The organism is Priestia sp. FSL R5-0597, assembly GCF_038006305.1.
Lineage (GTDB): Bacteria > Bacillota > Bacilli > Bacillales > Bacillaceae_H > Priestia > Priestia zanthoxyli.
In genome coordinates, this window is sequence record NZ_JBBOUZ010000001.1 from 3,189,495 (window position 1) to 3,212,860 (window position 23,366).

Here is a 23,366-nt window from a genome sequence, read left to right on the forward strand (position 1 = left end):
ATCCTTCTTTCAATTTGTTTGTATTAAACTGGCTGTACTTCTCGTGATTGACTTGCTGTTTCTTCATCCAACCACCATTTAAAACCGTCTTTTTCTAAAAGCTCATTTGATGCGTCAGGGCCGTGTGAACCAGCAGCATAGTTGTGAAGCGGCACTGTATTTTCCTCAAACGCTTCAAGAAGCGGCTGAACCCATTCCCAAGCTAGCTCTACTTCTTTCCAATGAGCAAAAAATGTAGAATCTCCGGCGCATGCATCTGCAATAAGGCGTTCATATGCTTCCGGCGCTCCTTCTTGCTGACCTGAAAAATTAATTTGTACAGGCTCAATATGACCATGATTAAATGGATTTTTGCTGTTTAACTGCAGCGTAATATTTTCGTGCGGGTTAATTTCAATGATCAACAGATTTGGAGATGTTGTTTCTCCTTTGTCTAAGTACAACTCTTTTAGCGAGTCTTTGAATTCAATAACAATTCGCGTCGCTTTTTCCGCCATTCTTTTCCCTGTACGAATGTAGAAAGGAACGCCTTTCCAAAGCGAATTATCGATATATAGTCTGGCTGCTAAAAACGTGTCCGTCTGAGAAGATGGTGATACACCGGGCTCATTTATATAGCTCGGCACTGAAGCCCCGTTTATTTTTCCAGCCTCATATTGACCGCGAACAACGTCTAGATCCATATCTTCTTTTACAAGCGGACGAAGCGCTTTTAACACATTTATTTTTTCGTTTCGAATATCATCAGCGCTAATGCGGGCCGGTAAGTGCATAGCCGTCATCATCAGCATTTGCAGCATATGATTTTGAACCATATCTCGAATGGCTCCTGAATGGTCATAATAGCTTGCTCTTTCCTCTACGCCGACCGTTTCACTTGCTGTAATTTGTATATTCGCAATATGTTCGTTATTCCATAATGATTGAAGAATAGGATTAGCGAATTCCAGCGCTTCTAAATTTTGTACCATCGACTTGCCAAGATAGTGGTCAATGCGGTAAATCTCTTCTTCTTTAAACGCTTTGCTTAAGTTTTCGTTTAATTGACGAGCTGACTGTAGATCATGGCCAAACGGTTTTTCAATAATTAACCGTTTCCAACCTTTTGTAGCACCTAAGCCACTGTCTTTAATATGCTCGGCAATCGTACCAAAAAATTCTGGTGCAACGGATAGATAAAACATTCGGTTGCTTGGAATGTTTCGTTCCTCTTCGCGTGCTTCTACTAGATTTAACAACTTTTTATAATCTTCAGCATTCGTTGCATCCAATGGGCTGTAGCGAAAAGCTGAAAGAAAATGCTGCATAAGAGATGAATCTTTTTCGACGCGACGTGAAAAAGTATGAATAGACTCTTTTACTTTTTCCTGAAAGTCAGCGTCGGACATCTCCCTTCTGCCTAGTCCTACAACAGAAATTGATTTAGGGATTTTCCCGTCTACAAATAAATTATAGAGTGCAGGATAAATTTTGCGTTTCGCTAAATCACCTGTTGAACCGAATAAAACAAAAGTCATCGCTTCCATATCTCTTCCTCCTGTTAGGAAAAATATAATCTTTAAAAAGTAACTTTTCTTTCATTCGTTACTTTATGTAACCTATCTTATTCCTGAAATATTTTTTCGTCAAGATATAAAACTCATAAAAAATCATTTCAATTTTCTTTTGTTCTTTAAACCCTATAGCCGCTTATCTTAGATAATTTATGGAAAAATAATGAAAATACTTTTTAGTTGAATTTAGAAAATAAATCTGCTTTAATGGATTTGATAGAATTGTATGAAAGTAAAAGCATACATAATGTTTGCATATGTACCAAGGGAAAATATCAAAAGGTGGAAGTAATATGGAAGCTCAGCTAATCAAGATGCCTGAAGATCTATCTGTTTTTCACATAGAAAAATCGTAGCTCAATCCAAAAGAGTCACCGGAAGTTGACCTCTTTTTTTGAGCTACACTCACACTTTAACTTTAATGCGTCACTGCGACAAGAAGCATAAGCATCATATAGAGGTTAAAAACAGCAAGTAAAACAAGAACGATATAGACTAGTTTTTTACCTATTTTGCCTAAAAAGTAGACGTTGACTAACATAAAATACACGCCTGCTGCGCATAAAACGAACGTAAGAAACTCTTTACACTCGTTCAATGTCATTTGAAAATCTTGATTATAGTAAATTCGGAGATCTTTACTAATAGCGAACGGCACGGTCCACCACCTGATCAAAATTCCAATAAACATAAGTATCCCTATTGTGTTTAAAGTGGACTGAAGTGTTCTCCGCTGTTTCTTTCTCATATCCACATCCGTTTGTGCGGACCTTTTAAAGTTTGTTCGCATGTATTTCCCCCCATGATGTTTTTGCATACAGCAAAAAGGGTCATCAGCCATACACAGGTCTCTCCCCCGGCTATTTCTTACACCACCAAAAGGTGCGTAATGATCATCACGCAAGGCTTCAATGAAGCTACATTCTTTATCTATATTCACTTTATGCTGCATTTGATGCTTTCACAGCTTCTGAGCATACCAGCTTGTTTTTCGTTTCGTATTGAATTATATACATACACAAAAATAAGCCCTGGCTGATAGAGCCAAGGCTTGGTTCATGTTTTGATTAAGTTATACCCCACACATTGAAGAGCTTGTTGAATATTTTTCACGACTTTTAACTGTAAGTTTCTCAAATCATGATTTTTAGTTTGCTCTTTCGCAAATGTGGGGGTTACACCTGTTATAACTGCTTGAGCACCCATGAGCTGAAGTGCTGTAATCATTTTCAAGAAGAAATTCGGAAACTCTTTTTCTCTCAGAAGCAGCTTCGATAAATCAATGATAAAGTAATCTATTTCATTATGAGCTGCATCGTGAAGCACATCTGTCATAATCTGATCCGCACGCTCTTTATCAATAATACCTTGAAGAGAAAGAATCGAAACCCCCTCTGTAATCGGAATAATTGGGACGCTTAAAAATCCCATCTGATATCGTGTTTCATCCAGATCGATCATATGGGATAAGATACCTGCCATTGATTGTAAAAAAGCAATATCTTCTCCTGAAAATTCTTTTTCTTCCTTGTCCATTACACAGAGTGTTCCAAATACATTTCCTTTTAAATCTTTTAATGTAACACCTAAAAAACCTTTTACCTGCAATTGATCCGTTACTTCTAGCTGTCTTGTAACGGCATCCTTCATCAGATTTGCCGTATGCATAACGTCTCCGTCATTCATAATAATTAAGCGGCAGTATGTACCTCCGTATTCAACGCTGTATCCTTCAGGAATAATCTCTTCCTTCTCGTTATATGAGCTGAGGACCGTCATCGCTGTTTCTCCTCTTCTAGTTACGTACGTTGTGCTGACATTCAGCTGTTTGGTAATAACCTCAAATAATTTTTGCGAAACAGACCGCAGTGAATAAAAATGAGGAACTTTATTTTCTCCATCAACGTTCATTTAGTTACCTCCATCGCAACTATCATTCTCTCTGCCATAAGTGCATTCTTTCATAAAGATACGCACAGCTTGGCTATAACTTTTTTGTAGTATGAGAGAGGACAGCTATATTGCCTATTTTCTATCTTATACATACCAGATTTGACATATGACATGATTTCACATAAGAAAAACTTCTTCCGTTCATGAAGGAAGAAGTTTTAAATTATATAAAAATCTCACACGTCCCCATTTTCCCTCTATTCCCCATATTAGGATATATCAAACTAAACTGCCTAGTTCAATGACAACATAGCACAAAGGGTATTAGAGCTCCTGCTTCATCTTTTTGTTCCATTCTCTTCGCAGAATTCCCATTTTGACGCTATCAAAATATTCACCGTTTACGATACGTGCTTCTCTGATTCTTGCTTCTTCTTTCATACCTATTTTTGCCGCTGTTTTGATCATTCTGATATTGCCTGACCACGTAGACATGCCGAGTCTATGCAAAGGTGTAAACTCAAATAAAAAGTCGATCCACATTCCATAAGCTTCTGATCCATATCCTCCGCTCCAATAGTCTGAATCGTAAATGACAATTCCAGTTTCCATCCAGTTTGTACGTTTGTCCACCCAGTAACAGTTCACCGTTCCTACAGCTATTTCATCAATAATAACCGCAAGCATTCGGGGAACTGATGGATAAATCTCATACTCTTCTTCCCATGAATTCATATACTTTTCTTTCGTCAGCTTTCGATCTGGTATGTACGGAGCATTCCATTTTTTCGCTTCTTGTTTTTTCTCTTCGTATTTCCAGTAATAGAGCGTATTAACATCTTCCTGTGTCGCTTCTCTTAATAACACTTTTTCTCCTATTAATTTTATCATGAGAGGCATTACTCCTTGATTTATGAAATGGCTTATTAAATTTTAGAAACTTAAAGCGACTCTTAATACACGTTTATACAATCATAGCGTTAAATAATGAAGAAAAGGAGTAAATTTATAAAGAATAGTATTGCTACTGCCAATCAGCAGATGAAAATGAAAAGTAACTTATCCTGCTTTGCCTGTAAAACACCGAGACAATATATATGCTCCCGGTGTTTTTTGTTTTTGCTCTATTTATTATTCGCGTTTTCCATAACTGCAAAATAGTTACCTTCACTGTCTGAAAAATTAAAGACTTTTCCTGAAGGCATCGATACAATTTCTCCCACCGTTACGCCTTTAGCAGTTAAATCTCTATATAATTCATCCACATTCTCCGTAAAAAACAGAAGCGAAGGTGTCCCGACATTTAATTCCGGCTGCATTTTTGCTATTAGCTGTTTGTTATGAAGGATAATGGTTGTTTCAGCACCCGCTACCAGCGCTAGCTCAATCCACTTCATGCCTTGTTCATTATTTTGTTCGGACATAACCTGAAATCCCATTTTTTCTGTCCAAAACTTTACCGCTTGATCTTGATCGTTTACATACACCATAATTTGACCGATTTTTTTAATCATTGCTTTCACTCCTTCGATATAGATGAAATAATTTCTTTTGCTACTGTATCTGCCGACTTTTCCTTTGTGTAAATTGTTTGCTTTGCCAGCAGCTCATTTGACGGATGCGTTACAAAATGTTTGTTAAGCTTAAAAACATCTTCATCATCCGTTATTTGCTGCAGTCTTTGATGTAATAGTTGTATGGACTCTTCTTTATCAGCACTGGGAAGCAATAAAAATAGAGACTGATAAGGTTTTAATATCTTTTCTACTTGCTGAAACAGTCCCATGTCTTCGTAGACCGAGTGACCGGCGCCAAAATCAATGACCGCATGCCTGTAATCTTCTAGTATTCTTTTAACGGCATAGGCTTCAAACGGCTTCCAATAGGCGTACATACCCTGAAACCCTTGTTTTTCTCGAATGTCCTGCTGTGTTTCTTTGCTGAAACCTATTTCCTCGTAGTAAGAAAATCGTACTTCGTCCATTGAGCACTGAGGAATACTTAGTTTTTGCGCTACTTTTTCACCAACCGTCGTTTTACCCGCGCATATAGGTCCAATGAGAATAATAGGGGGTTGCATAGGCTCTCTCCTTATTTCACTTCCAATACAAACGCGTACGATGCATCTCCATTAGATACATTTTTTTGACTTTCATCCATCCACCACACTGAATATGAGTAGTAGTACGTGCCTGCTTCAGAAGGTGCTTTCAGCTTATTTTTCTTCAGTGGTATTTCCATTTCATGGTTGTTTTGTATTTGTGCCATATGTTTTTCGTTGGGCTGCCGTTTATACTTGATAACAAGCGATAGCGATTCATTTGCTTTTACTTTAATAGGCTTTTCGTTTTTTAATAATTCCAAAGGGCCTGCTTTATCCACACACGTGTTTTTCCAGCAGTAAGTGCCAACTTTTGTGTCATAAAGATGGTTGCTTGCTTCAAGATACGCTTTTGGCGGAGATTCTTCAAGAACTCCACTGCTTGAACACCCAGAAAAGCTTGCTATAATAAGTCCAAACGCAGTCACTTTCCATGTTCTCATCCTTTCATCACCTTTTTACTATTTCTTCACGGTTCGTTTATTTCCTGTTTCTTATTTTCTCCTTTCCTAAATAGCATTGTCTTATGAGCTGAACTGCTTGAGACACCGCAGTTGACTTCCGTGCAAGACTTCGCTTTCCGCGGGCGGCCGCTGAGCCTCCTCGTCGCTTACGCTCCTGTGGGGTCTCATCTGTTCCGCTTTCCCCGCAGGAGTCTTCGTCTTTCCCTCCAATCAACTGCTAGAAGGAACAAAACAGATAAAACGATAGGCACTATCACAAAAAAAACGAACCGCTCATCAAACATGTTGATGAAGGGTTCGTTTTTCACTTCGTCTAACATACTTTTGTCCCAGCCTCTTTTTTAAACTTGCACGCTAGTTGATTCTGCTAATTTCCCATCTTCCATCCACACAACGCGGTCACATAAATCCAACATTCTTTGGTCATGGGTAACCATTACAGCCGCTTTTCCCCTTAGCTTCACTTCATCTGCAAGCATTTGAACGACCGCTCTTCCTCGCTCTGAATCCAAGCTTGCCGTAGGCTCGTCTGCGAAGATAATTTCAGGGTTATTCATCCACGCTCTTGCAATCGCTACCCGCTGACGTTCTCCTCCGGATAGACTTTCAGGATAGTGATGCTTTCGATGGGCAAGCCCGAGCTTTTCAAGCAAATCATCCGCTCTTTTTTTTGCTTCTTGATTTCGATTTCCTTCTAGTTCCGTGACAAGAAGAAGCTGATCGCGAACCGTTAAATACGGGATTAAATTAGCTGATTGAAAGATAAAGCCGATTTTCTTGAGACGAATGCTGTTCATTTGTGATGGAGACATTTTATTAATCTCGTCTCCGTCAATAATTACACGTCCGCTAGACGGTGAAAGCAGCGCCCCTGCAATGGATAAAAACGTACTTTTCCCAGAACCAGAAGGCCCGACTATAGCCACAAGCTCTCCAGCTTTCACACGCAGCGATAGGTCATTTAACACGACTACAGCGTTTTCTCCGTCTCCAAACGACTTGCTAACATTCTCTAAAACTAATTTTTCTTCACTCATTAAACAGCCCTCCCAATCGCTTCAACCGCATCTACTTTTGCTACGCGATACAGCGATAATAATGAACTCAGTACAGAAACAGCTACAAACAGCGCTGAACACCCTGCGATTAGCGATACGTCTAAGTGAAACGGCATCGAATCCGGCAATACGGCTGCTACTCCGTACGTCAGTCCAATACTAATAGCAAGACTGCATAAAGTTAACACAACTACTTGAGATAAAATTGTTCGCGCTAAATAGCTTGTTTTTGCTCCTATCGCTTTTAACACGCCAAACTGATTCATTTTTTGAAGCGTCATCACGTAGAAGAAAACGGCTAGCACAAAAGCGCCAATGATAAACAAAAATGCGACCATCATTAAAAGCGAGCCTTGTTCTTCTTGATAACCTGGAATTCCTTTTAACGCTTCATCTTTACTAATCACGTCAATGTCAGACTCCTTTTTTTGAAGAGCATGTGCTTTTTTATCGTTCATGTTTAACACCACTGCATTAAACGCACCTGTGTTTTCAATTGTTTTCCACTCTTTAAGATTAATATGAATAACAGGCGCGTGACTAAACGACTGATTTTTTGTAAAACCAACAATTCTAAAGCTTTTTCCTGAAGCTGTATCTTTTATCGTATCACCTAGCTTTACTCCTTCTTCTTTTAGCGAAGAGTCCGCCACGGCTTCATGTTTTGCATCGTCCGTAATCATCTTCCCTTCTGTTACGTTCGGAGCTAAAAAGCCGCTTGTGCTTATGGCAAAAAATGAGGCGTCTATTTTTTTCGCTTTTCCATCATTTATAACGGCTGTCATCATCACACCAAGCGGCTCAGCTTTTTTCTTTCCGCTTAGTTGTTGAATATCTTCTGTTTTGTTTATGGATAAAACAGAGCGCGTCAGGCGCTGATCCGCTTCTTTTTGAAGCACAACGTAATTTCCTTTCATTTCTTGAACAGCTGAAGCATTGTCAGAGGAAAGCCCCTTTGCTAAGCCCGATACAAAAAGTACAAGCCATACAATTAACACCATAATCACGCCAATGAGTAAGTAGCGCAGCTTCGCATGTTTTAATTCACGTAAAGCCAAAAACATCTTTCTTTCATCTCCTTTTTTCATTCTATTTAAAGTATAAAAACAGAAAATGAATGGAAGATGAACGGCTCATTACATTTTCGGAAGATAGACGTGAAAAGTGCTGCCTTTTCCTTTTTCGCTTTCAACGTGAATGGAACCTCCGTGCATGTCGACGATTTGCTTCACAATCGCTAAACCAAGACCGCTGCTTCCTTCCGTCCGGCTTCTTGCTTTATCTTCCTTATAAAAACGATTAAAAATATGCGGTAGGCTTTCTTTTGACATGCCGATTCCCGTATCTTGAAACTCCACGTGGCAATACGTATCTTCCATACCAACGCGAAGAGACAGCGTTCCTCCTTCTTCGGTGAACTTTACGCTGTTAGTAATCAAATTTGTCCACACTTGATGAAGCAGTTTTTGATCGCCTGAAATTATCGTTGAAGGAAGATCTATTTCAATGGCTAATTCTTTTTCACGCCAGCTCCACTCCGTCATAAACAGCACTTGCTTGATTTGAGTTGCAACGTCAAACGTTCTTCTTTCGATATGCTCACTTTCTTTATCAAGTGAAGCAAGCGTAAGCAGCTGTTTGCTGAGGGACGACATGCGCCGGCTTTCTTCTTCAATAATAGACAGATACTCATTTCTTTGTTCATCTGAAAGGTCAGCAGAACGGAGCGTTTTCGAAAACCCTTGAATGGACGCCAGCGGAGACTGAATTTCATGTGACACGTTCGATACAAATTCTTGGCGCATCTCTTCAAGCTGCTCTAAACTTTTAGCCATTTCGGAAAAATGTGAAGCAAGCGCGCCGATTTCGTCTCGGCGCTTTACGTAAAGCTCAACGTTGTATTTTCCTTTCGCCACTTGCTTTGTTGCTTCCGTTAGCTTGACGATTGGTTTTACTAAATAACGCGTGCTAATAAGTACAAACAAAATACTTAATACAATCATCAGCAGTAAAATGACCGAGAAAAAAATGCGCATTTCCCCGAACTGCAGCTGAATATCAGGGCGAATAAACAGCGCTTGCTGCTTGTTACCCTCTCCTTTTAACGGCACGCCGATGGTATTAGCTAACACATTATCAAAAAACCCCGTCACAAACACCTGTGAAGGAAAGTTTGCAATTCCGTGATACATTTTGCCTTCTAACACTTGTTTGACAGCACTCTTTTCTAAGCGCTGGTTTCTAAACTCTCGTCCGTAAAACGTCTCATGTCCAGTGCTGTCCACTACATATATTTGATAGCCAAGTTTACTAATATGCTGTAAATAAGACTGTTGATCTACGCCTCTATTGCTTTCGTAAAAGCTCGCAATGTCTTTTGCCATACGCGTAAGCTTTTGATCGTTATAAGGTTTTAAGCTGTACTGATAATAAACGTTCGCCACAATAAACGCGAGGAGACTGCTAAATACCATCACAGCAATGGTTGTCAGGACAATCCGCAAATAGAGCGTCTTCATTTTGCCGTCACCTCAAGCTTATAGCCGACGCCTCGAACCGTCGTAATGACAAAATCATCGGTATGTTCAAACCGCTCGCGCAGCCTTTTTACGTGTACATCGATTGTACGGTTATCTCCGTTAAAATCCGCTCCCCATATCAGATGAATTAATTCTTCTCTTGTGAAAATTCTTCCTGGATAGCTCGCGAGCTGAGCTAATAATTCAAATTCTTTCATTGGAAGAATGAACAGTCGTCCGCTGCAGTGCACTTCATAGCTTTTTCGGTCAATAGAGGTGCTGTTCAGCACGATCATCTTTTCATTTACCACTTCGTATCGGCGAAGCAGGGCTTTGATTCGGAAAATCAATTCTTTTGGTTCAAACGGCTTTGTCACATAGTCATCCGTTCCTGCTAAAAAGCCTTTTTCTTTGTCTTTGAGCTGATCTTTTGCTGTTAATAAAATAATGGGAAAATCATAGTAGCTGCGTATTTCTTCGCAAACTTCATATCCATCTTTATGAGGCATCATAATATCGACAACCGCTAAATGAATGTGCTGCTTAGCAAGCAGACCCGAAGCTTCTTCCCCGTCTTTTGCTTCATGCACCATATAGCCTTCAAGCTGCAAATAGTGACGAACCAATTGCCGCATATGCTCATCGTCATCCGCCAGTAAAATGTGAATCATTTCTTCTGCCACTCCTTTTATCAACCATTCAAAATGGCGGCCTTTTGGCCGCCATCATTTATTCTTTCAGTATCTATCTGTTTACTAGTGTAACCAAACGTAGTAGTCCTATTGCGTTTTTATTAGGATAAGGACTTATTGTGAACAGCAGATGAACAGCTTGTTACAAAATCCATTCACCGCGCGCAATCATCTCTACTTTTCCGCCTACTTTAATGTGAAAAGCCTCTCCATCATAACTAGCTTTTACATACAGCAGTGAAGGTCTTCCTATTTCGTATCCTTGTTCTACACATATGTCAATAGCTTGCTGATTAAAATAACCGTATTTGACTAAATATGCTGCTAAACAGCCGTTGGCGCTGCCAGTTGCCGCATCTTCTGGAACGCCGTAATAATCAGCAAAATCTCGCACATTTACGTGATGATTTTGGTGATAGGTTTCCGGCGAAAAGACCATAATTGCTTTTGCTTCCGTGTTTTCTATCAGCTTGAAATATTTTTCTTTGTCTACATTTATCTCTTTAGCAGCTTCTAATGATGTTAAAGGGACAAGAATGACCGGCAGACCCGTGGATACTTCTTGAACGGGAAAACGCATATCGATATAAGTTTCATCAAGGTTTAACACGTCCGCCACCTGCTTTTTATCTAACACTTTCCCAAACGTCGGCTGACCTTGTGTCATCCACAGTACATCTTTTTGTTCATCGTATGTAACAGGCGTAGGACCTGCTTTATAATGAAGAGTAAGCTCCTCTGTATCTTTTTCTTCTAGTTCTTCTCGAATAACATAAGCGGTACCGAGCGTCGGATGGCCTGCAAATGGCACTTCTTCATTAGGTGTAAAAATCCGCACGTCATATTCTCCTTTTTGCGGAGAAGCCGACGTGATAAACGTCGTTTCAGAGAAATTAATTTCTTTAGCCATTTGCTGCATCTCTTTGTCTGAAAGGCTTCCGGCGTCTTTAAAAACGGCGAGCTGATTTCCCGTATATTTTCTCTGTGCAAATACATCAACAATGGAATACTGAATAGTTTTCATTCCTGTGTTCCTTTCTAACGCAAATTTTTATGTACAAAATGGGTCATTACTTTTTTCTTTAAAGCCTCATATTGCTCCTCATCCGTATCCATAAACGCTTCTTCCCGACTGGATAAAATGTCTGCGTAATGGAGAGGCTCACGAAATTGTTCTTGTGTAAAATCATAGCGCCGTTCGTTGAGCTGATTATAGAAATGCCAGCCTTCTTTACACGGAGTTTTTAAAATATCTCCTCCTTTGATATCTTGAACGACAAGCGCGGTCACTCCGCACTGTCCTTTGGCAGGATTGTCAGCCGTCCACTTCGTGCTTGAATGAACTGACCACGATTGATGCAGGGCTTTCTTTAAACGATTCACGTTGGGGCAGCTCCTTTTTCTTCAAATCTACCATATTCTTCTTTTTTATGAAAGTTCCCATTTAAAAATACACAGCGCAAATATTCTTACTTTAAAAATAATTTAAGGAAGAATAGAAAAATACTAGAAATAATGTATAATAATAGAGTCATTTTAGATGATAGATTATAACCAATGAAAGGTGTTTTAAATGGAAGAACAAGCAGTAAATGAACTCCTGTCTTTTGAAGAAGAGCATAAAGTAGTTCGAACAAATACGTCTTATTATGATTTAAAATGGGGAAAAACAGCCAATCCAGCTAAAAGCAACACGTGGAACTGGGCAGCCTTTTTTCTGACAAGCGCTTGGTTTGCATACCGAAAAATGTATAAGCACTTTTTTATTTTAACGCTTATTGAAGTAGTTTGGTTTTCCCTTTTGTGCTTTGTAGACATACCAGAGTGGTCCGATGCAATTGTGTTCGGCGGTGCTTCACTTATTACAGGGCTATGTGCCAACCGCTGGTATTATAAGCACGTTAAAAACGTGTTAGCTCGAGCCGAAGCTCAGCCGGAGCAGCGGAAAGAAGCTTATTTGCAAATAAAAGGCGGCACTCATATCGGAATTGCTATTGGTTTAAGTATCTTAGCGCTTGTGATTACGTTTGGAGTCGGAGCGGGATTATCATATTTACCAACAAAAACAAATATTAAAGATGTAGTTCGCTACGGCGACGAAGCAATTACGCTTGAAACGTACAACGATCATCCAAAATGGAGCTATATTAAAAAAGAAGGCCGTCATCACGTTGTACAATTTACCGGCTACGATTACACAGAAAAAGAGCATGTGCGCATTGTGTTTAACGTTTATTTGGATAAACAAATTTATGAATGGGACAAAATTTACATCAACGGCAAAAAGTTAAACAAAAAAGATGCGGAAGACTATGAATACTGGATCGAAGACAGTTCAGCATATTAAAAAAGTCAGCAAAAAAAGAAAGGATGAGTGCGTACTCTCCTTTCTTTTTTGTTTTATCTTAAAGCGTCAAAGGCAGCTTCACCGTCACTACTGTCCCGTTCTCATCACTTTCAATCGCAAGCGTACCGTTATGCTCGTTGATGATCGTTTTACAAATAGAAAGCCCTAACCCCATGCCTGTTCCATCTTTTGTTGAGAAAAACGGATTTCCTACTTTATTAATAATGGATAGCGGAATGCCAGAACCGGTATCTTGAATATCAATAAGAGCCCAACCTTCCCATTCTTTGATAATAAGATTTATTTCGCGGCGTTTCTTTTTCTCCATTGCTTCAATGGCGTTTTTCAAAAGATTCATAAACACTTGTCTCATTTGAGCAGGATCGATTGATACAAGTGGAATGGCTCCTTCTATTCTTACATTCATTTCGACATTATACAGCGCAGCTTCACTTTTCAAGAAAGCAACGGTATCATGAATAACTTCTACAATCGATACGATTTCTTTTTTGGGCGCCGTTGGCTGCGTGACAAGCAAGAAGTTGTTAATAAGTTCATTCATACGATCTAGTTCATCAAGAACAATTTTTTGAAAAGGCTCTGCCTGCTCATTTTCATTAAATAAAAATTGAATAAAGCCGCGCACCGACTGCATCGGGTTTCGAATCTCATGCGCTAACCCTGCTGCTAGCTGCCCTACGAGTGCCAGCTTATCAAGCTGCAGAATTTTCTCTTCAATTTTCGGCAAAACAGCCGCTTGATTTTTATAAATAATATGAGACAAAATACCAGCCAGCCGGTTTAACCCTTGAATTTCACTTTCGCTAAACTGATAAGGATCCGGATCGACCGCACATAAGGTACCAAACATTCTCCCATCCTCTAGCACAATAGGTGTTCCTAAATAAGAACCTACCCGGGCACCATCAATGATGGCTAAATTAGACGTTCTAACATCGCGTTTTGTATTGGGAATAACAAGGGGTTCATCACACGTGACTAAGTTGCATACCGCAAGCTCTAACGGCAGCATCAGTCCATCCTCTACAAGGCTTCCCCCTTCTTTATTAAAGGCTTTCATAACTGAAAATTGTTCGTCGAAAATCCCTACAAACAGCGTCCTGCTTCCGACTACTTCGCTAGCCATCTGCAATACATCCCAAACGGCTTTTTCATTGATGTTCCTCTCTTCCATTACCTTAGTCACCTACTATTTAAATATAGACTGTTCTATTCTCTTATTCTCATTATAAATTTTAAATGTAAAAACGTATATCAAAATTTTAAGAACTCGTTATTTCTTCTATTTCATCATTAGGGTTAAGGATAGCCAAGACTTGATGATCTTCCCATATGCCATTAATATTTACATTTTTTCTAGCGATTCCTTCCCTATGAAACCCAGCTTTTTCGAGTACGCGCTGAGAAGGCACATTACGTGGCATGACGCCGGCTTCAATGCGGTGAAGATGCAGCTCTTCAAACGCATAGTCAACAAGTGCTTTTACGGCTTCTGTTGCGTACCCTTTCCCATTATGATGGTGATCTAAAAAATAGCCGATAACTGCGCTTTGTAAAGATCCACGCATCACTTGAAAAAGACTGATAGTGCCAATTAACCTCTTAGTCTCTTTTTGAAAAAGACCAAAATAGTATTCTTCATCGTTTTTCCTATTCTCTTCGTGAAGCTGAATTTTTTCTACTTGGCTCTCTAACGTATAAAAAGAATGCTCTCGAATCATAGAAAACTGCTTAAAAAAGTCGCGATTGTCCTTTTGCAATCGGAGGCTGTCGTGCGCATCGCTGGTAATCAACGGGCACAAATAAATAGTATGACTTTCGATCATGTTATGTCTCTCCCTCTTTTACTTCTCACAGAAAGTTGTGTAAAAAGAATGCTTCGTTAACATTTTCCATTTTCTCACATAGTAAGCGTTTCTTACTGTAATGTAAAGAACAAATCGCGCGGTTCTAATCTCTTTTTTGATTCTTTTGCTATGTGAAAGTGAAAAAATTACGCAAAAACCACCTGGAAAAATAACCAGGTGGTTTTATATATGAGATGGGGTGTACGTTCTGATTCACTGTGGATGGATATAATGCCTTACGTTTCAAAACAGACTTCCTTATAGAAAAGAATGATATAAAAAATACTTCTTCTGAGATTTTTCTTTTATTTACATTTAACAGCCGCAGCCAAAGCCGTAACCGCCGTAGCCGCCATACGGATAACCACCGTAACCGTATCCGTAACCGCCATAGCCATATGGTGATAACAGTGAGCCTGCTACTAGCCCACCTGCTAATCCTCCTAAAAATGGACCTCCAAAGCCATAGCCGAATGGTCTGCCAAAACCATAACCAAACGGGCGTCCAAAACCGAACGGTCTGCCAAAGCCATAACCAAACGGGCGTCCGAAACCAAACGGGCTGCCAATAAACCTTTCATCTTCGTGTTGAAGTTGATGATGATCTTGAGCATACATAGTAGGTAAAAAATGCATTTCTGAATTCATGAGAGAAACCTCCGTTTTTTTGTTTTTTGCTTTCACCCAAGAATATGCATTTACCTATTCGCTGTCTTGGGCAAATATCTCGGTTATGCTGAAAATAAGGGAAAAGAATTACGAAAAAAAGCAAATGACTAGGTTTATATGAAAATGAGCTTGATTTCTCTTTAGTACCTAATACATACAAAAAGAAGCGGACCCTGACTTAGAATGGTATAAGGAACGTACTAACGTGTTTATTTCATAGTAAAAAACAAAAAGCCGAAGAAAAAATTCTTCGGCTTCTCCTTCATTATTATGTACGCAGGCTAAGGAGGAAGTGGTATTAGCCTGCTTCGTTATAACATGGGGGCTCATATATGAGATCTTGGGATGATTCATCCTATGTAGAAAGTGAAAAAAAGTACCGTGTCCATCTTATTTTCTTATCTTTTTTTATTTTCATTGAAATCGTTGGATATTTTTGGAGCACTTTTGCATTTCAGGCATATGTTAAAAATGTACTCAGAACTTGGAGGTGAAATATATGGGCTTCTATGGTGGCTGTGGTTATGGCGGTTACGGTTACGGCGGCGGCTGCGGGTTTGGCAGTGGCTTTGCTTTAATCATCGTATTATTCATTTTATTAATCATCATCGGCTGTGCTTGCTGGGGAGGATTTGGCGGTTGCTAATCATTAGAAATAATGATGAACAGCTTCATTTCCACTAATTCTTTTACCAAAAGCTAGCTTTCCACTTTATTATGAAAAAGCAGTGTCCACATAATGGGCACTGTTTTTAAGTGTGCTCATAATGAGACTCACCACTGAGAAAAAACAACATGCTTTTTAATCTACCGTTCCTTGTTTACGCCTTCTCATTACCTTATTTTTCTTGTTCATACTTCCCTTTCTTCTACATATTAATAGATAAAAAGATTAATTAAAAAGAGAGCCACTCTGCAACTCTCTTCCCGCTTTATGTACAAAATTATACAAACGATTTTTTCAAGACGACCCGCTGATCATTTACAGTATAGCCGTTTCTTTCATAAAAAGCCTGTGCAGCTCCTCTAGTCGCCGTCAAGAGATACAAGCTGTTGATATCGCGTCTTTGAAGTTCGTTCTCAAACCGGCTTAAGATAGCTGAACCATATCCTTTTCCCTGCACGCTTGCGCTGACGCAAAGCTCGGCCACGTAAAAGGTCATACCGCTGTATGATTTTTTCGCGTGACCTGCAATCATGCCAATTAAATTTCCTTTGTCATAAAATAAATAGCCCATAAATTTAGGCGTGTTCAGTAAATCAGTCAGCCTTTCTTTAGCTGATTCTTCCGTCCATGGTTCATCCCAAGGCTTTTTTGTAAATACATCTAGATACAAGTCAATGCACTGCTGTATATTCTCTGCAGTGAGAGGTACTACTTTTTCGATCATTTTTACGCTTCCTTTTTTGTTTAGTTTGAAGGCTTATTCACAATTCGCTCGTACATTTCCGGCAGGTGCTTGATTTTATAATCAATCGTCTCAAGCTTGTGATGGATTTCTTCGATTTCTTTTTGCACCGCTTTTTTATGATCCATCAGCATTTGAAGACTTTTATCAAGCACGGCATTCTCAAGCGTACAGTTTTCAATAAGCGTCCGAATGTCCTTGATTTGCATACCCGTGCTTTTTAAACAGCAAATTAAATCAATCCATTCAATATCTTGTTCTTTAAAAATACGATTCCCTGACGCTGTACGATCTAAAAATGGAAAAAGCCCTTCTTTATCATAATAGCGAATGGTATAAATTGTCACGTTCAATTTTTTTGCCACTTGTGAAATGGTATACGTCATACTGCTTCCTCCTACATCTTAAACTTCTCAGAAAAACATCGTGAGTTTGCCTTGACCTCTAGGTATCTCGAGGATTTATTCTTTTAGAGTCTTCTTCATTGCGCTCTTTATGCTGCAGGTTTTTTGTACAAGCAGCAACATACATTCAAATCAGAAAGGATGAATACGATGAATACTGCTCACATGATGCTTACCATTGTAATTGGTGGTTTTATTGCCTTTTTGTTAGGTCTTGGCGTCACAAAAATAATTGAGCTTCTGCTAAATCTTTTTCTAGCTTAACCAGTAGTTACTTATCGTAAAACGCAGGTAACTCCGTTCCATATCCGAACGGAGTTACCTGCTTTATTTTAAGAACTGCAGCGCTTAAGGTACCATGTTGCCAGCGGCTTTATAAATATCGTACCACTCTTGGCGCGTTAACTTGATTTCTGAACCTTTACTTGCATCTTTCATACGCTGAATATTTGTCGTACCAAGCACTACTTGGATATTGGCAGGATGCGTTGTAATCCACGCAACGGCAATCGCTGTATTCGTCACGCTATATTTACTTGCGATGCGATCAATTACTTCGTTTAGCTTTCCAAATTTCTCTTTATCACCTAGGAAAGGACCTTCAAAAAATCCGTTTTGGAACGGCGACCATGCTTGAAGCGTGATATCGTTCAAACGGCAATATTCAAGCACGCTGCTGTCGCGGTTAACAGCTTGATCAATTCCCATGTTTAACGAAATACCAGAGTCAATGATTGGCGTATGTGCGATGCTGAACTGCACTTGGTTTACGACAAGCTTTTGGTTAATATATTTTTCAAGCAGCTGAATTTGCGCTGGGTTGTGATTCGATACACCAAAGTGACGTACCTTTCCGCTGTTTTGCAGTTCGTTAAATGCTTCTGCTACTTCTTCAGGGTCCATTAGCGGATCTGGACGATGAAGTAATAAAAGATCTAAGTAATCTGTTTTTAAACGCTCTAAGCTGCCGTTAACAGAGTCTATGATATGCTTCTTTGAAAAGTCATAGTAATTTTTCGCTGCGTTAATGCCGCATTTACTTTGAATCACCATTTTCTCACGAAGACTTGAATTCATTTGTATAGCGTTTGCAAAATACTCTTCGCATTGTCCTACATAATCAGGACCGTAAATATCAGCATGATCAAAAAAGTTAATTTCTTCTTCCATCGCTGTGCGAATTAGCTTCTCTGCTTCCGGTAAAGAAAGCTCTGTTAAACGCATATTTCCCATAATTAAATTTGATACGTGTAAGTCAGTATTAGCAATTGTATGATACTTCATATAAAGCCCCTCCTTGAAATGATACTACTACAAGATAAACCATAGAGTTAACTCTAGGTCAAGCAGAAAGAATAAAAGATTTTATAAGCAGCGACGATAAAACACCCTATCTTTTTTGGTAAAAAGATGAAATACTAGGTTGTGGTGTGATAAAAATCACTGCCGCTCTGCATTTCATTTAGTAGTATATGTTACGTTCTTTTCTTCCTTTTTATCGAAGCTTATTTCATACCAACACATTAATCTATCAGGCAAAGGAGCTTATCAATCACTATGCAGAAAACGAAAGCAAAACGATTTGAAATACAGTATTCCGTTCTAAAAGATGAAGCCAAAATCAAAGGAACTTTTGTGATAGAATCTGCTAAAAACCGAGATGACGCATCAAGACTTGCTAAATTAAATGTCTCTACAAAAGAAAGAGTGTTTATTCAATATGTAAAGATTTTAAAAGTCAAACGAGTTTCTACAGATTCGGCGGCAAAGTGACAGTGGTTTGCTTCTCCTTTTAGCAAGCCCCCATTTATGCTGAAAGTGTCGTCTCAGAAGATGCTTGTTTCGTTCATGTGAGTAATAGAACTAATCCAATAATACAAGCTGTGCCTATCCATTGATAAAAACCAAAAGGCTCTCTCAACCAAACAACGGTTGTGATAACAGCGGCTAAAGGTTCTAAACTTCCAAGCAAACTCGTTTCTTTAGGTAAAAGACTTGGCAGGCTTTCTACATAAAACCAAAAAGCAAGCATCGTGCCAAAAATAATAACAAATAAAATATATCCCCAGGTTATTGGTGATAAGCTTGACGCTTCCCAAGGCGGATGAATAAAGCTCATTACGCTTCCCCCGATTACCATTGCCCAGCCAACGATAACAAGCGAACTGCACTTTTTAATCAGCGGCACGGCATACAGCGTATAAAATGCTTCTACACCTGACAACACTCCTCAAACAGCGGCAGATACAGAAACAGACAGTGAAGAAACAGAGCCGTTTGTTAGTAAAAAGAAGCTGCACATCTCATCACTAAAAAACGGCGGGGCACTCACCCCGCCGTTTTTTATGAACTCTTTTTACTCGTTGATTTTGCATCAGAAATCTTCCCTAAGAAGAATCCGTCTACTTCTGCTATTTTTCCTCTCCAAAAGATCTTTCCTTTTGAAGGAGTAGACTTACTGTCTCCACAGTAGATCTTTGTATTTTTCAAATGAATAAAATGGGCTTCTGCTTCTCCGTTTGATTCGCTCGCTTCGCTTGCTAAAGAGAATTGTTCGCTTAGCGCCTGAGCCACTTCACTGCCTTCTTCAAACGTTTCGCTTAAGTAATCAAAGTATTCTTTTGCTGAAATCATGGTACCGGAAATCACAGCGCCGTTTACATTTAATGAAATATCAAGTGAAAAGCCGTGTTTATTAGAAGCTTTCACAAAGTATTCAAGCGTATTGTCTTTAGTTGAAAAAGAAGGGCCTGTACTCATGTCTTTCTTTCCTCCTTTACGTCTTATGCTGTTGTATCGTCTTCACTAGAAAGAGATGTTGCGTCATCATCTTCTTCATCCGTGTTTTTCTTTGCTTTTGTATTTTTTGATTTTTTAGCTGTTGACTTTTTTGGTTTCGCTTCCTTTTTTTCTTCTTCGCTTTCATCTTCGTCTTCTTCTTCTGTTTTTACTTTTTTATTTTTTTTGTTTGAACGAGAATCTTCCTCTTCTTCCTCGCTGTCTTCGTCACTTTCACTTTCTTCTTCCTCTTCTTGCTCCTCTTCTTTTTTGTTCTTTTTACGAGACTTAGGTGTTTCTTCTTCGTTTTCATCGTCCTGCTCGTTTTCTTCGTTCTCATCGTTCTCTTCTTCGTCAGAATCTGTATCTTCTGTTTCTTCATTTTGATTTTTATTGAGGCTAAGCTCAACAAGCATGTTCATTTTTTCTTCAAGCTGTGATAAACGGTCTTGAAGCGTTTGATTTTCTTCTTTTAACTCATCGTACTCTTGAACGTTATCGTCTTCTGTTTCGCTACTAGAAGAATTTACGTTTTCTTCATCATCTTTTGATTTATCTTTTTTAAACAAGCTTCCCGCAGATGTTTTCAGGCTGGCCACGCTGCTTTTTGATTTTTCTTTTACCTTTGTTCCTAAATCAGATGCTTTGCTTTTTAATTCGTCTGTATCAATGCGGTCAAGGAGACTTTTTCGATTTTCAGGAGTCGATACATATCCAATCGTTGCACCGATGATACCTCCTGCTACCGCTCGTTTGATTGGCCCGCTGCTTGTTGTTTTGCTTGCTTTTGAACCGTTTTCCGTATTTTTGTTTTCCTTGTTTTCTGCCTGTGTGTTATCTAATTTTGTTTCAGTTGCCATTGTAAATCCCTCCATTTTTTAAGTAGCGTACAGTTTTTAACGTTCTGTTTCTATTTTTTCTTCAAGCGTTTTTAACCGCTCATGCAGCATTTTATTTTCTTCTTCGAGCGCTTTACTATTGGCTCCTTTTGAACTGAGATAGGGATCATTTTCCCACCAGTCCATGCCGATTTCTTTTGCTTTATCAACCGAAGCCACAATCAAGCGGATCTTTATCGTTAATAGCTCGACATCTGCAATTCCTACGGTGATGTCCCCCGCTATGACGACTCCTTTATCCAAAATCTTTTCGAGCACATCTACAATCGTACTTGACTGCATATTATGTTCGACTGCCATACTGTTCCTCCCACTGACCGCTTAAAGCAGGCTGCCTAGCGGTCCAAGATCAATATTTAAATCTTCTGCGTCCAGACCGAACACCTCTTTCAACTCGTCCATTTTTTCTTCTAAGTTCATTAGTGCAATTCCTAAGTTTTCAATTTGTTCGTCCGTCAACGTTCCACCCTCCACCCGCCTCATGGCATGACGTTCAACGATTTGCCTCAATAGTTCAATAACTGTCATCACAAGCTGCGCTAAGCCTTGTTCAGCTTTATCAGGATCCAAGTGGATTCGTCCATTTGCTTGGCTGACCGGTTGCATCCAGTAATTCCTCCTTTTGTTTATCAAATTGTTCAGAAGTGATGGGTTTGCGATTTCCTTCTTTTGCTTGCACAAGCGTTTCAACCGAAGAAATTAGCACCCGCAAATCCAAATACACTAAATCGACGCCGGCTATGGAAATGATTAAGTCTCCTTTAATGGCGACTCCTTTATCTAAAATGACATCTAAAATATCAATAAGAGCAATATCTTTATTCTCCATGGATTGTTTAAGAGACATAATGTTAATTCCTCACTTTACGCAAAGCTCGAGAAATGATAGGGCGGCCATGGTCCCGTCACTTCAAATTTCCAGCCTTTATTTTCAAGCTTTTGCTGAAGCTCTTCTATTTCGTTTACAAACTTAGTGATCTGCAGAGACGGGAGAAGAAACACGCTGTTCCACGCCATTTGTTCAGCTGCGCCCGTTACGTCCTTGCTCCAATTCTTTTTAACAGAGTCATAAAGCGACAGTTCTTTGAGCTTGTCATGTATCTCTTCACACACTTTGTTTTTGTGAAGCTCTAATTCTCTTTCAATCAGCTGATCTATTTTTTTCTTTTCAAAAAACTGTCTTCCTGGTGATAAGTGACTAATTTCTTCTTTTTTCGCTTTTACGCTTTCATTCGTCTCGCTGATTCCTTTTTTAAGCTCTTTATCATCACAGTAAATCTTCACGTTCCACTCTTCATTTCCTTGAAGCAGCGTCAGTGAATTCTCTAGCTTTTCTTTGTTAAGCTCAATAGCTGCTTGCAGACTTTCTTTACTTTTATAAATGGTGCAAAATTTTAATGGAATGATCGTAAATTCTTCGTACAAAGCGGCTACCGTTTCGTGATGATGAAATGCTTTTTCCTGCAGCCAGCTCATATCCTGCTCCATTTTTTCTTTAATCACTTCTTCTGAATAGGCGTCAGCATCCAGCTTAGAAACGACAGCCGTCACCTGATCAATCGTTATTGGGTACAGTGAATGTTCTCCGTCAAACCCTTTATAAGATGGAAACGGCTCTCTGGCTGCTGCTTCTTTTGTTGGAATTAAACCGTATAAATACAGTAATTCTCCCATCTAGGATTCCTCATTTCTTTTTTTTGTCAGCTCTTCCCATTGTTCAATTTCTCTGCGTTTCGCGATTTCGTACCTCATTAACAATTCATCTTCTTTTTCTTGAAACGCTTCTTCCGGAATTTCACCAAGCTCAAACATCATTTGAAGCTGAATGAGTTTTTGCTGAATCGTCGGAAGGTCATATAGCTGTTTATCAGCTTCTTCCTGTACTTTTTCGCCGATTTTTACTACAAGGTTAATAGGTGCGGTTACTAATTTGTGAAGCACGTTATTTCTCTTCTACTTTTAGGCGAATGTTCACAAAATTATAAGCAGGCCAAGGACCGCTGTAATGAAAATCGGCTTTGTCTTTCCAGTTTTCATGCGCTTCATTCACTTTTTCATCAAACTTCGCTTCATCTTCTCGGTTAATTAAGAAAGAAGCGTTTAAAAGCATTGTTTCGCCTGTTGGCTCATTTGCTTTTGCTGCTTCCGCTTCCTCTTCAAGCGGAGAAAACACATCTGTCTTGACTTCTTTTTGCAGGGAAGTAAACATCTTTTGAGCCATTCCTCCAAGCTGAATACGCTCATAATAACCGGCTGCTTCTGATTTTCCTTTTACGGAGGCTGATACTTTTTCAAGTTCAGGATTTTCGTTTACTTTTTTCTCGAGCCATTCTTTTTTTCCAATTACTTTTAAACCAACTTCAATTTTTCCTTTGATGGCTGGAAACAGCTTTTCAAACTGCGGATAAAGGTTTTCTAAAAGAACTTTTACGTCTTCTTTTGATTTGAATACATTCCCAAAGCTGATTGGAATAACCGTATCATTTTTGTCCATAATCGCTGCTACTGCGTGTTGATGCATTAATAGATTTTGGCGATTAGGATGATAAATTTTCATCGGCACTTCAGCTGCTACCATCGCCGCGTCTTTGTAGCGAATCAAAAACGTTTCAGCTTTTGTTCCTTCTACTTCTACCGATCCAAAATCTTCGTCTTTATCCGTTTGAATGGCGCTAAAAATATAAATGCCCGTTTCGTTTGTTTCACTCATGT

The 23,366-nt window shown here is 39.2% G+C and carries 31 protein-coding genes and 1 pseudogene; 3 read left to right on the forward strand and 29 right to left on the reverse strand.

The annotated features are described in order from the left end of the window. Positions 1-23: 23 nt before the first annotated feature. From zwf to MKX72_RS16560, 14 genes are all read right to left on the reverse strand, one after another. Positions 24-1,526 carry a glucose-6-phosphate dehydrogenase gene (zwf, locus tag MKX72_RS16495; protein WP_155007923.1) on the reverse strand — a complete coding sequence of 501 codons (1,503 nt, stop codon included), beginning with the start codon at positions 1,524-1,526 and terminating at the stop codon, positions 24-26. Positions 1,527-1,971: 445 nt separating this feature from the next. After that, a complete protein-coding gene (locus MKX72_RS16500; RefSeq protein WP_034328210.1) occupies positions 1,972-2,343 on the reverse strand; it encodes a hypothetical protein in 372 nt (123 codons plus the stop codon). 266 nt (positions 2,344-2,609) lie between these two features. Further along, a complete protein-coding gene (locus MKX72_RS16505) occupies positions 2,610-3,464 on the reverse strand; it encodes a GAF domain-containing protein (protein WP_028414507.1) in 855 nt (284 codons plus the stop codon). A 306-nt stretch (positions 3,465-3,770) separates the two neighbouring features. Further along, the gene (locus tag MKX72_RS16510) at positions 3,771-4,337 is read right to left on the reverse strand and encodes a GNAT family N-acetyltransferase (protein ID WP_028414508.1); all 567 of its coding nucleotides are present in this window, start codon (positions 4,335-4,337) and stop codon (positions 3,771-3,773) included. Positions 4,338-4,570: 233 nt separating this feature from the next. After that, entirely contained in the window at positions 4,571-4,960 is a 390-nt protein-coding gene (locus MKX72_RS16515) for a VOC family protein (protein ID WP_155007921.1), read from the reverse strand. A 5-nt stretch (positions 4,961-4,965) separates the two neighbouring features. Continuing rightward, positions 4,966-5,526, reverse strand: coding sequence for a shikimate kinase (locus MKX72_RS16520; protein ID WP_048019601.1), 561 nt, complete (start codon positions 5,524-5,526; stop codon positions 4,966-4,968). 11 nt (positions 5,527-5,537) lie between these two features. Then, positions 5,538-5,990: a hypothetical protein gene (locus MKX72_RS16525; protein WP_034265377.1), complete on the reverse strand. Its 453-nt coding sequence runs from the start codon at positions 5,988-5,990 to the stop codon at positions 5,538-5,540. Positions 5,991-6,027: 37 nt separating this feature from the next. Further along, positions 6,028-6,225, reverse strand: a complete 198-nt coding sequence (locus MKX72_RS16530) for a hypothetical protein (RefSeq protein WP_080974267.1) — start codon at positions 6,223-6,225, stop codon at positions 6,028-6,030. A 127-nt stretch (positions 6,226-6,352) separates the two neighbouring features. Continuing rightward, positions 6,353-7,048, reverse strand: coding sequence for an ABC transporter ATP-binding protein (locus tag MKX72_RS16535; protein WP_098627552.1), 696 nt, complete (start codon positions 7,046-7,048; stop codon positions 6,353-6,355). Then, on the reverse strand, positions 7,048-8,133 hold the full coding sequence (locus MKX72_RS16540; protein WP_034265368.1) for an ABC transporter permease: 1,086 nt from the start codon (positions 8,131-8,133) through the stop codon (positions 7,048-7,050). The genes MKX72_RS16535 and MKX72_RS16540 overlap by 1 nt, the downstream gene beginning before the upstream one ends. A 72-nt stretch (positions 8,134-8,205) precedes the next feature. After that, complete coding sequence (locus MKX72_RS16545; protein ID WP_155007919.1) at positions 8,206-9,588, reverse strand: sensor histidine kinase; 1,383 nt, start codon at positions 9,586-9,588, stop codon at positions 8,206-8,208. Further along, entirely contained in the window at positions 9,585-10,259 is a 675-nt protein-coding gene (locus MKX72_RS16550) for a response regulator transcription factor (RefSeq protein WP_034265362.1), read from the reverse strand. Before MKX72_RS16550 ends, MKX72_RS16545 begins: the two co-directional genes overlap by 4 nt. Positions 10,260-10,422: 163 nt before the next feature. Then, positions 10,423-11,304: a PhzF family phenazine biosynthesis protein gene (locus MKX72_RS16555; RefSeq protein ID WP_155007917.1), complete on the reverse strand. Its 882-nt coding sequence runs from the start codon at positions 11,302-11,304 to the stop codon at positions 10,423-10,425. A 14-nt stretch (positions 11,305-11,318) separates the two neighbouring features. Further along, complete coding sequence (locus tag MKX72_RS16560; protein ID WP_034265360.1) at positions 11,319-11,663, reverse strand: YunG family protein; 345 nt, start codon at positions 11,661-11,663, stop codon at positions 11,319-11,321. A 190-nt stretch (positions 11,664-11,853) separates the two neighbouring features. Between MKX72_RS16560 and MKX72_RS16565 the strand changes: the two genes are divergently transcribed. Continuing rightward, positions 11,854-12,627 carry a DUF2628 domain-containing protein gene (locus MKX72_RS16565; protein ID WP_033580487.1) on the forward strand — a complete coding sequence of 258 codons (774 nt, stop codon included), beginning with the start codon at positions 11,854-11,856 and terminating at the stop codon, positions 12,625-12,627. 58 nt (positions 12,628-12,685) lie between these two features. On the opposite strand, the gene MKX72_RS16570 is transcribed toward MKX72_RS16565, so the two are convergent. The 3 genes from MKX72_RS16570 to MKX72_RS16580 all read right to left on the reverse strand — a co-directional run bounded on the left by MKX72_RS16570 (position 12,686) and on the right by MKX72_RS16580 (position 15,143). Beyond that, entirely contained in the window at positions 12,686-13,822 is a 1,137-nt protein-coding gene (locus tag MKX72_RS16570; RefSeq protein WP_155007915.1) for a sensor histidine kinase, read from the reverse strand. Between the two features lie 88 nt (positions 13,823-13,910). After that, positions 13,911-14,474 (reverse strand): GNAT family N-acetyltransferase, encoded by a 564-nt coding sequence (locus tag MKX72_RS16575; RefSeq protein ID WP_155007913.1) that lies wholly within the window; start codon positions 14,472-14,474, stop codon positions 13,911-13,913. A gap of 336 nt (positions 14,475-14,810) precedes the next feature. Then, positions 14,811-15,143 carry a hypothetical protein gene (locus tag MKX72_RS16580; RefSeq protein ID WP_155007911.1) on the reverse strand — a complete coding sequence of 111 codons (333 nt, stop codon included), beginning with the start codon at positions 15,141-15,143 and terminating at the stop codon, positions 14,811-14,813. Positions 15,144-15,663: 520 nt separating this feature from the next. Between MKX72_RS16580 and MKX72_RS16585 the strand changes: the two genes are divergently transcribed. Then, positions 15,664-15,810: a YjcZ family sporulation protein gene (locus MKX72_RS16585; RefSeq protein ID WP_013057978.1), complete on the forward strand. Its 147-nt coding sequence runs from the start codon at positions 15,664-15,666 to the stop codon at positions 15,808-15,810. A gap of 298 nt (positions 15,811-16,108) precedes the next feature. Here MKX72_RS16585 and MKX72_RS16590 read toward each other — a convergent pair whose 3' ends face one another. The 3 genes from MKX72_RS16590 to MKX72_RS16600 form a co-directional block, all read right to left on the reverse strand. Then, positions 16,109-16,555, reverse strand: a complete 447-nt coding sequence (locus MKX72_RS16590) for a GNAT family N-acetyltransferase (RefSeq protein ID WP_155007909.1) — start codon at positions 16,553-16,555, stop codon at positions 16,109-16,111. A gap of 20 nt (positions 16,556-16,575) precedes the next feature. Next, positions 16,576-16,959, reverse strand: a complete 384-nt coding sequence (locus tag MKX72_RS16595) for a MerR family transcriptional regulator (RefSeq protein WP_025751010.1) — start codon at positions 16,957-16,959, stop codon at positions 16,576-16,578. Between the two features lie 366 nt (positions 16,960-17,325). Continuing rightward, positions 17,326-18,261 carry an aldo/keto reductase gene (locus MKX72_RS16600; protein ID WP_154992016.1) on the reverse strand — a complete coding sequence of 312 codons (936 nt, stop codon included), beginning with the start codon at positions 18,259-18,261 and terminating at the stop codon, positions 17,326-17,328. A 273-nt stretch (positions 18,262-18,534) separates the two neighbouring features. Between MKX72_RS16600 and MKX72_RS16605 the strand changes: the two genes are divergently transcribed. Next, the gene (locus MKX72_RS16605; protein ID WP_013057984.1) at positions 18,535-18,750 is read left to right on the forward strand and encodes a hypothetical protein; all 216 of its coding nucleotides are present in this window, start codon (positions 18,535-18,537) and stop codon (positions 18,748-18,750) included. 73 nt (positions 18,751-18,823) lie between these two features. Here MKX72_RS16605 and MKX72_RS16610 read toward each other — a convergent pair. From MKX72_RS16610 to MKX72_RS16650, 9 genes and pseudogenes are all read right to left on the reverse strand, one after another. Continuing rightward, positions 18,824-19,270, reverse strand: a pseudogene (locus MKX72_RS16610) (EamA family transporter); the annotation flags it as partial. A 50-nt stretch (positions 19,271-19,320) separates the two neighbouring features. Beyond that, positions 19,321-19,737, reverse strand: a complete 417-nt coding sequence (gene gvpU, locus MKX72_RS16615) for a gas vesicle accessory protein GvpU (protein WP_013057987.1) — start codon at positions 19,735-19,737, stop codon at positions 19,321-19,323. 23 nt (positions 19,738-19,760) lie between these two features. Further along, entirely contained in the window at positions 19,761-20,615 is an 855-nt protein-coding gene (gvpT, locus tag MKX72_RS16620; RefSeq protein WP_034265332.1) for a GvpT/GvpP family gas vesicle accessory protein, read from the reverse strand. A 36-nt stretch (positions 20,616-20,651) separates the two neighbouring features. Next, positions 20,652-20,954 carry a gas vesicle protein gene (gene gvpJ, locus MKX72_RS16625; RefSeq protein ID WP_028414528.1) on the reverse strand — a complete coding sequence of 101 codons (303 nt, stop codon included), beginning with the start codon at positions 20,952-20,954 and terminating at the stop codon, positions 20,652-20,654. Positions 20,955-20,975: 21 nt separating this feature from the next. Then, positions 20,976-21,260 (reverse strand): gas vesicle protein K, encoded by a 285-nt coding sequence (locus tag MKX72_RS16630; protein ID WP_028414529.1) that lies wholly within the window; start codon positions 21,258-21,260, stop codon positions 20,976-20,978. Continuing rightward, entirely contained in the window at positions 21,214-21,501 is a 288-nt protein-coding gene (locus MKX72_RS16635; RefSeq protein WP_033580320.1) for a gas vesicle protein, read from the reverse strand. Before MKX72_RS16635 ends, MKX72_RS16630 begins: the two co-directional genes overlap by 47 nt. A gap of 17 nt (positions 21,502-21,518) precedes the next feature. Further along, positions 21,519-22,328 (reverse strand): GvpL/GvpF family gas vesicle protein, encoded by an 810-nt coding sequence (locus tag MKX72_RS16640; protein ID WP_028414531.1) that lies wholly within the window; start codon positions 22,326-22,328, stop codon positions 21,519-21,521. Next, positions 22,329-22,595: a gas vesicle protein GvpG gene (locus MKX72_RS16645; RefSeq protein ID WP_013084016.1), complete on the reverse strand. Its 267-nt coding sequence runs from the start codon at positions 22,593-22,595 to the stop codon at positions 22,329-22,331. It abuts the gene before it with no gap. Position 22,596: 1 nt separating this feature from the next. Continuing rightward, the gene (locus MKX72_RS16650; RefSeq protein ID WP_155007907.1) at positions 22,597-23,364 is read right to left on the reverse strand and encodes a GvpL/GvpF family gas vesicle protein; all 768 of its coding nucleotides are present in this window, start codon (positions 23,362-23,364) and stop codon (positions 22,597-22,599) included. Positions 23,365-23,366: the final 2 nt, after the last annotated feature.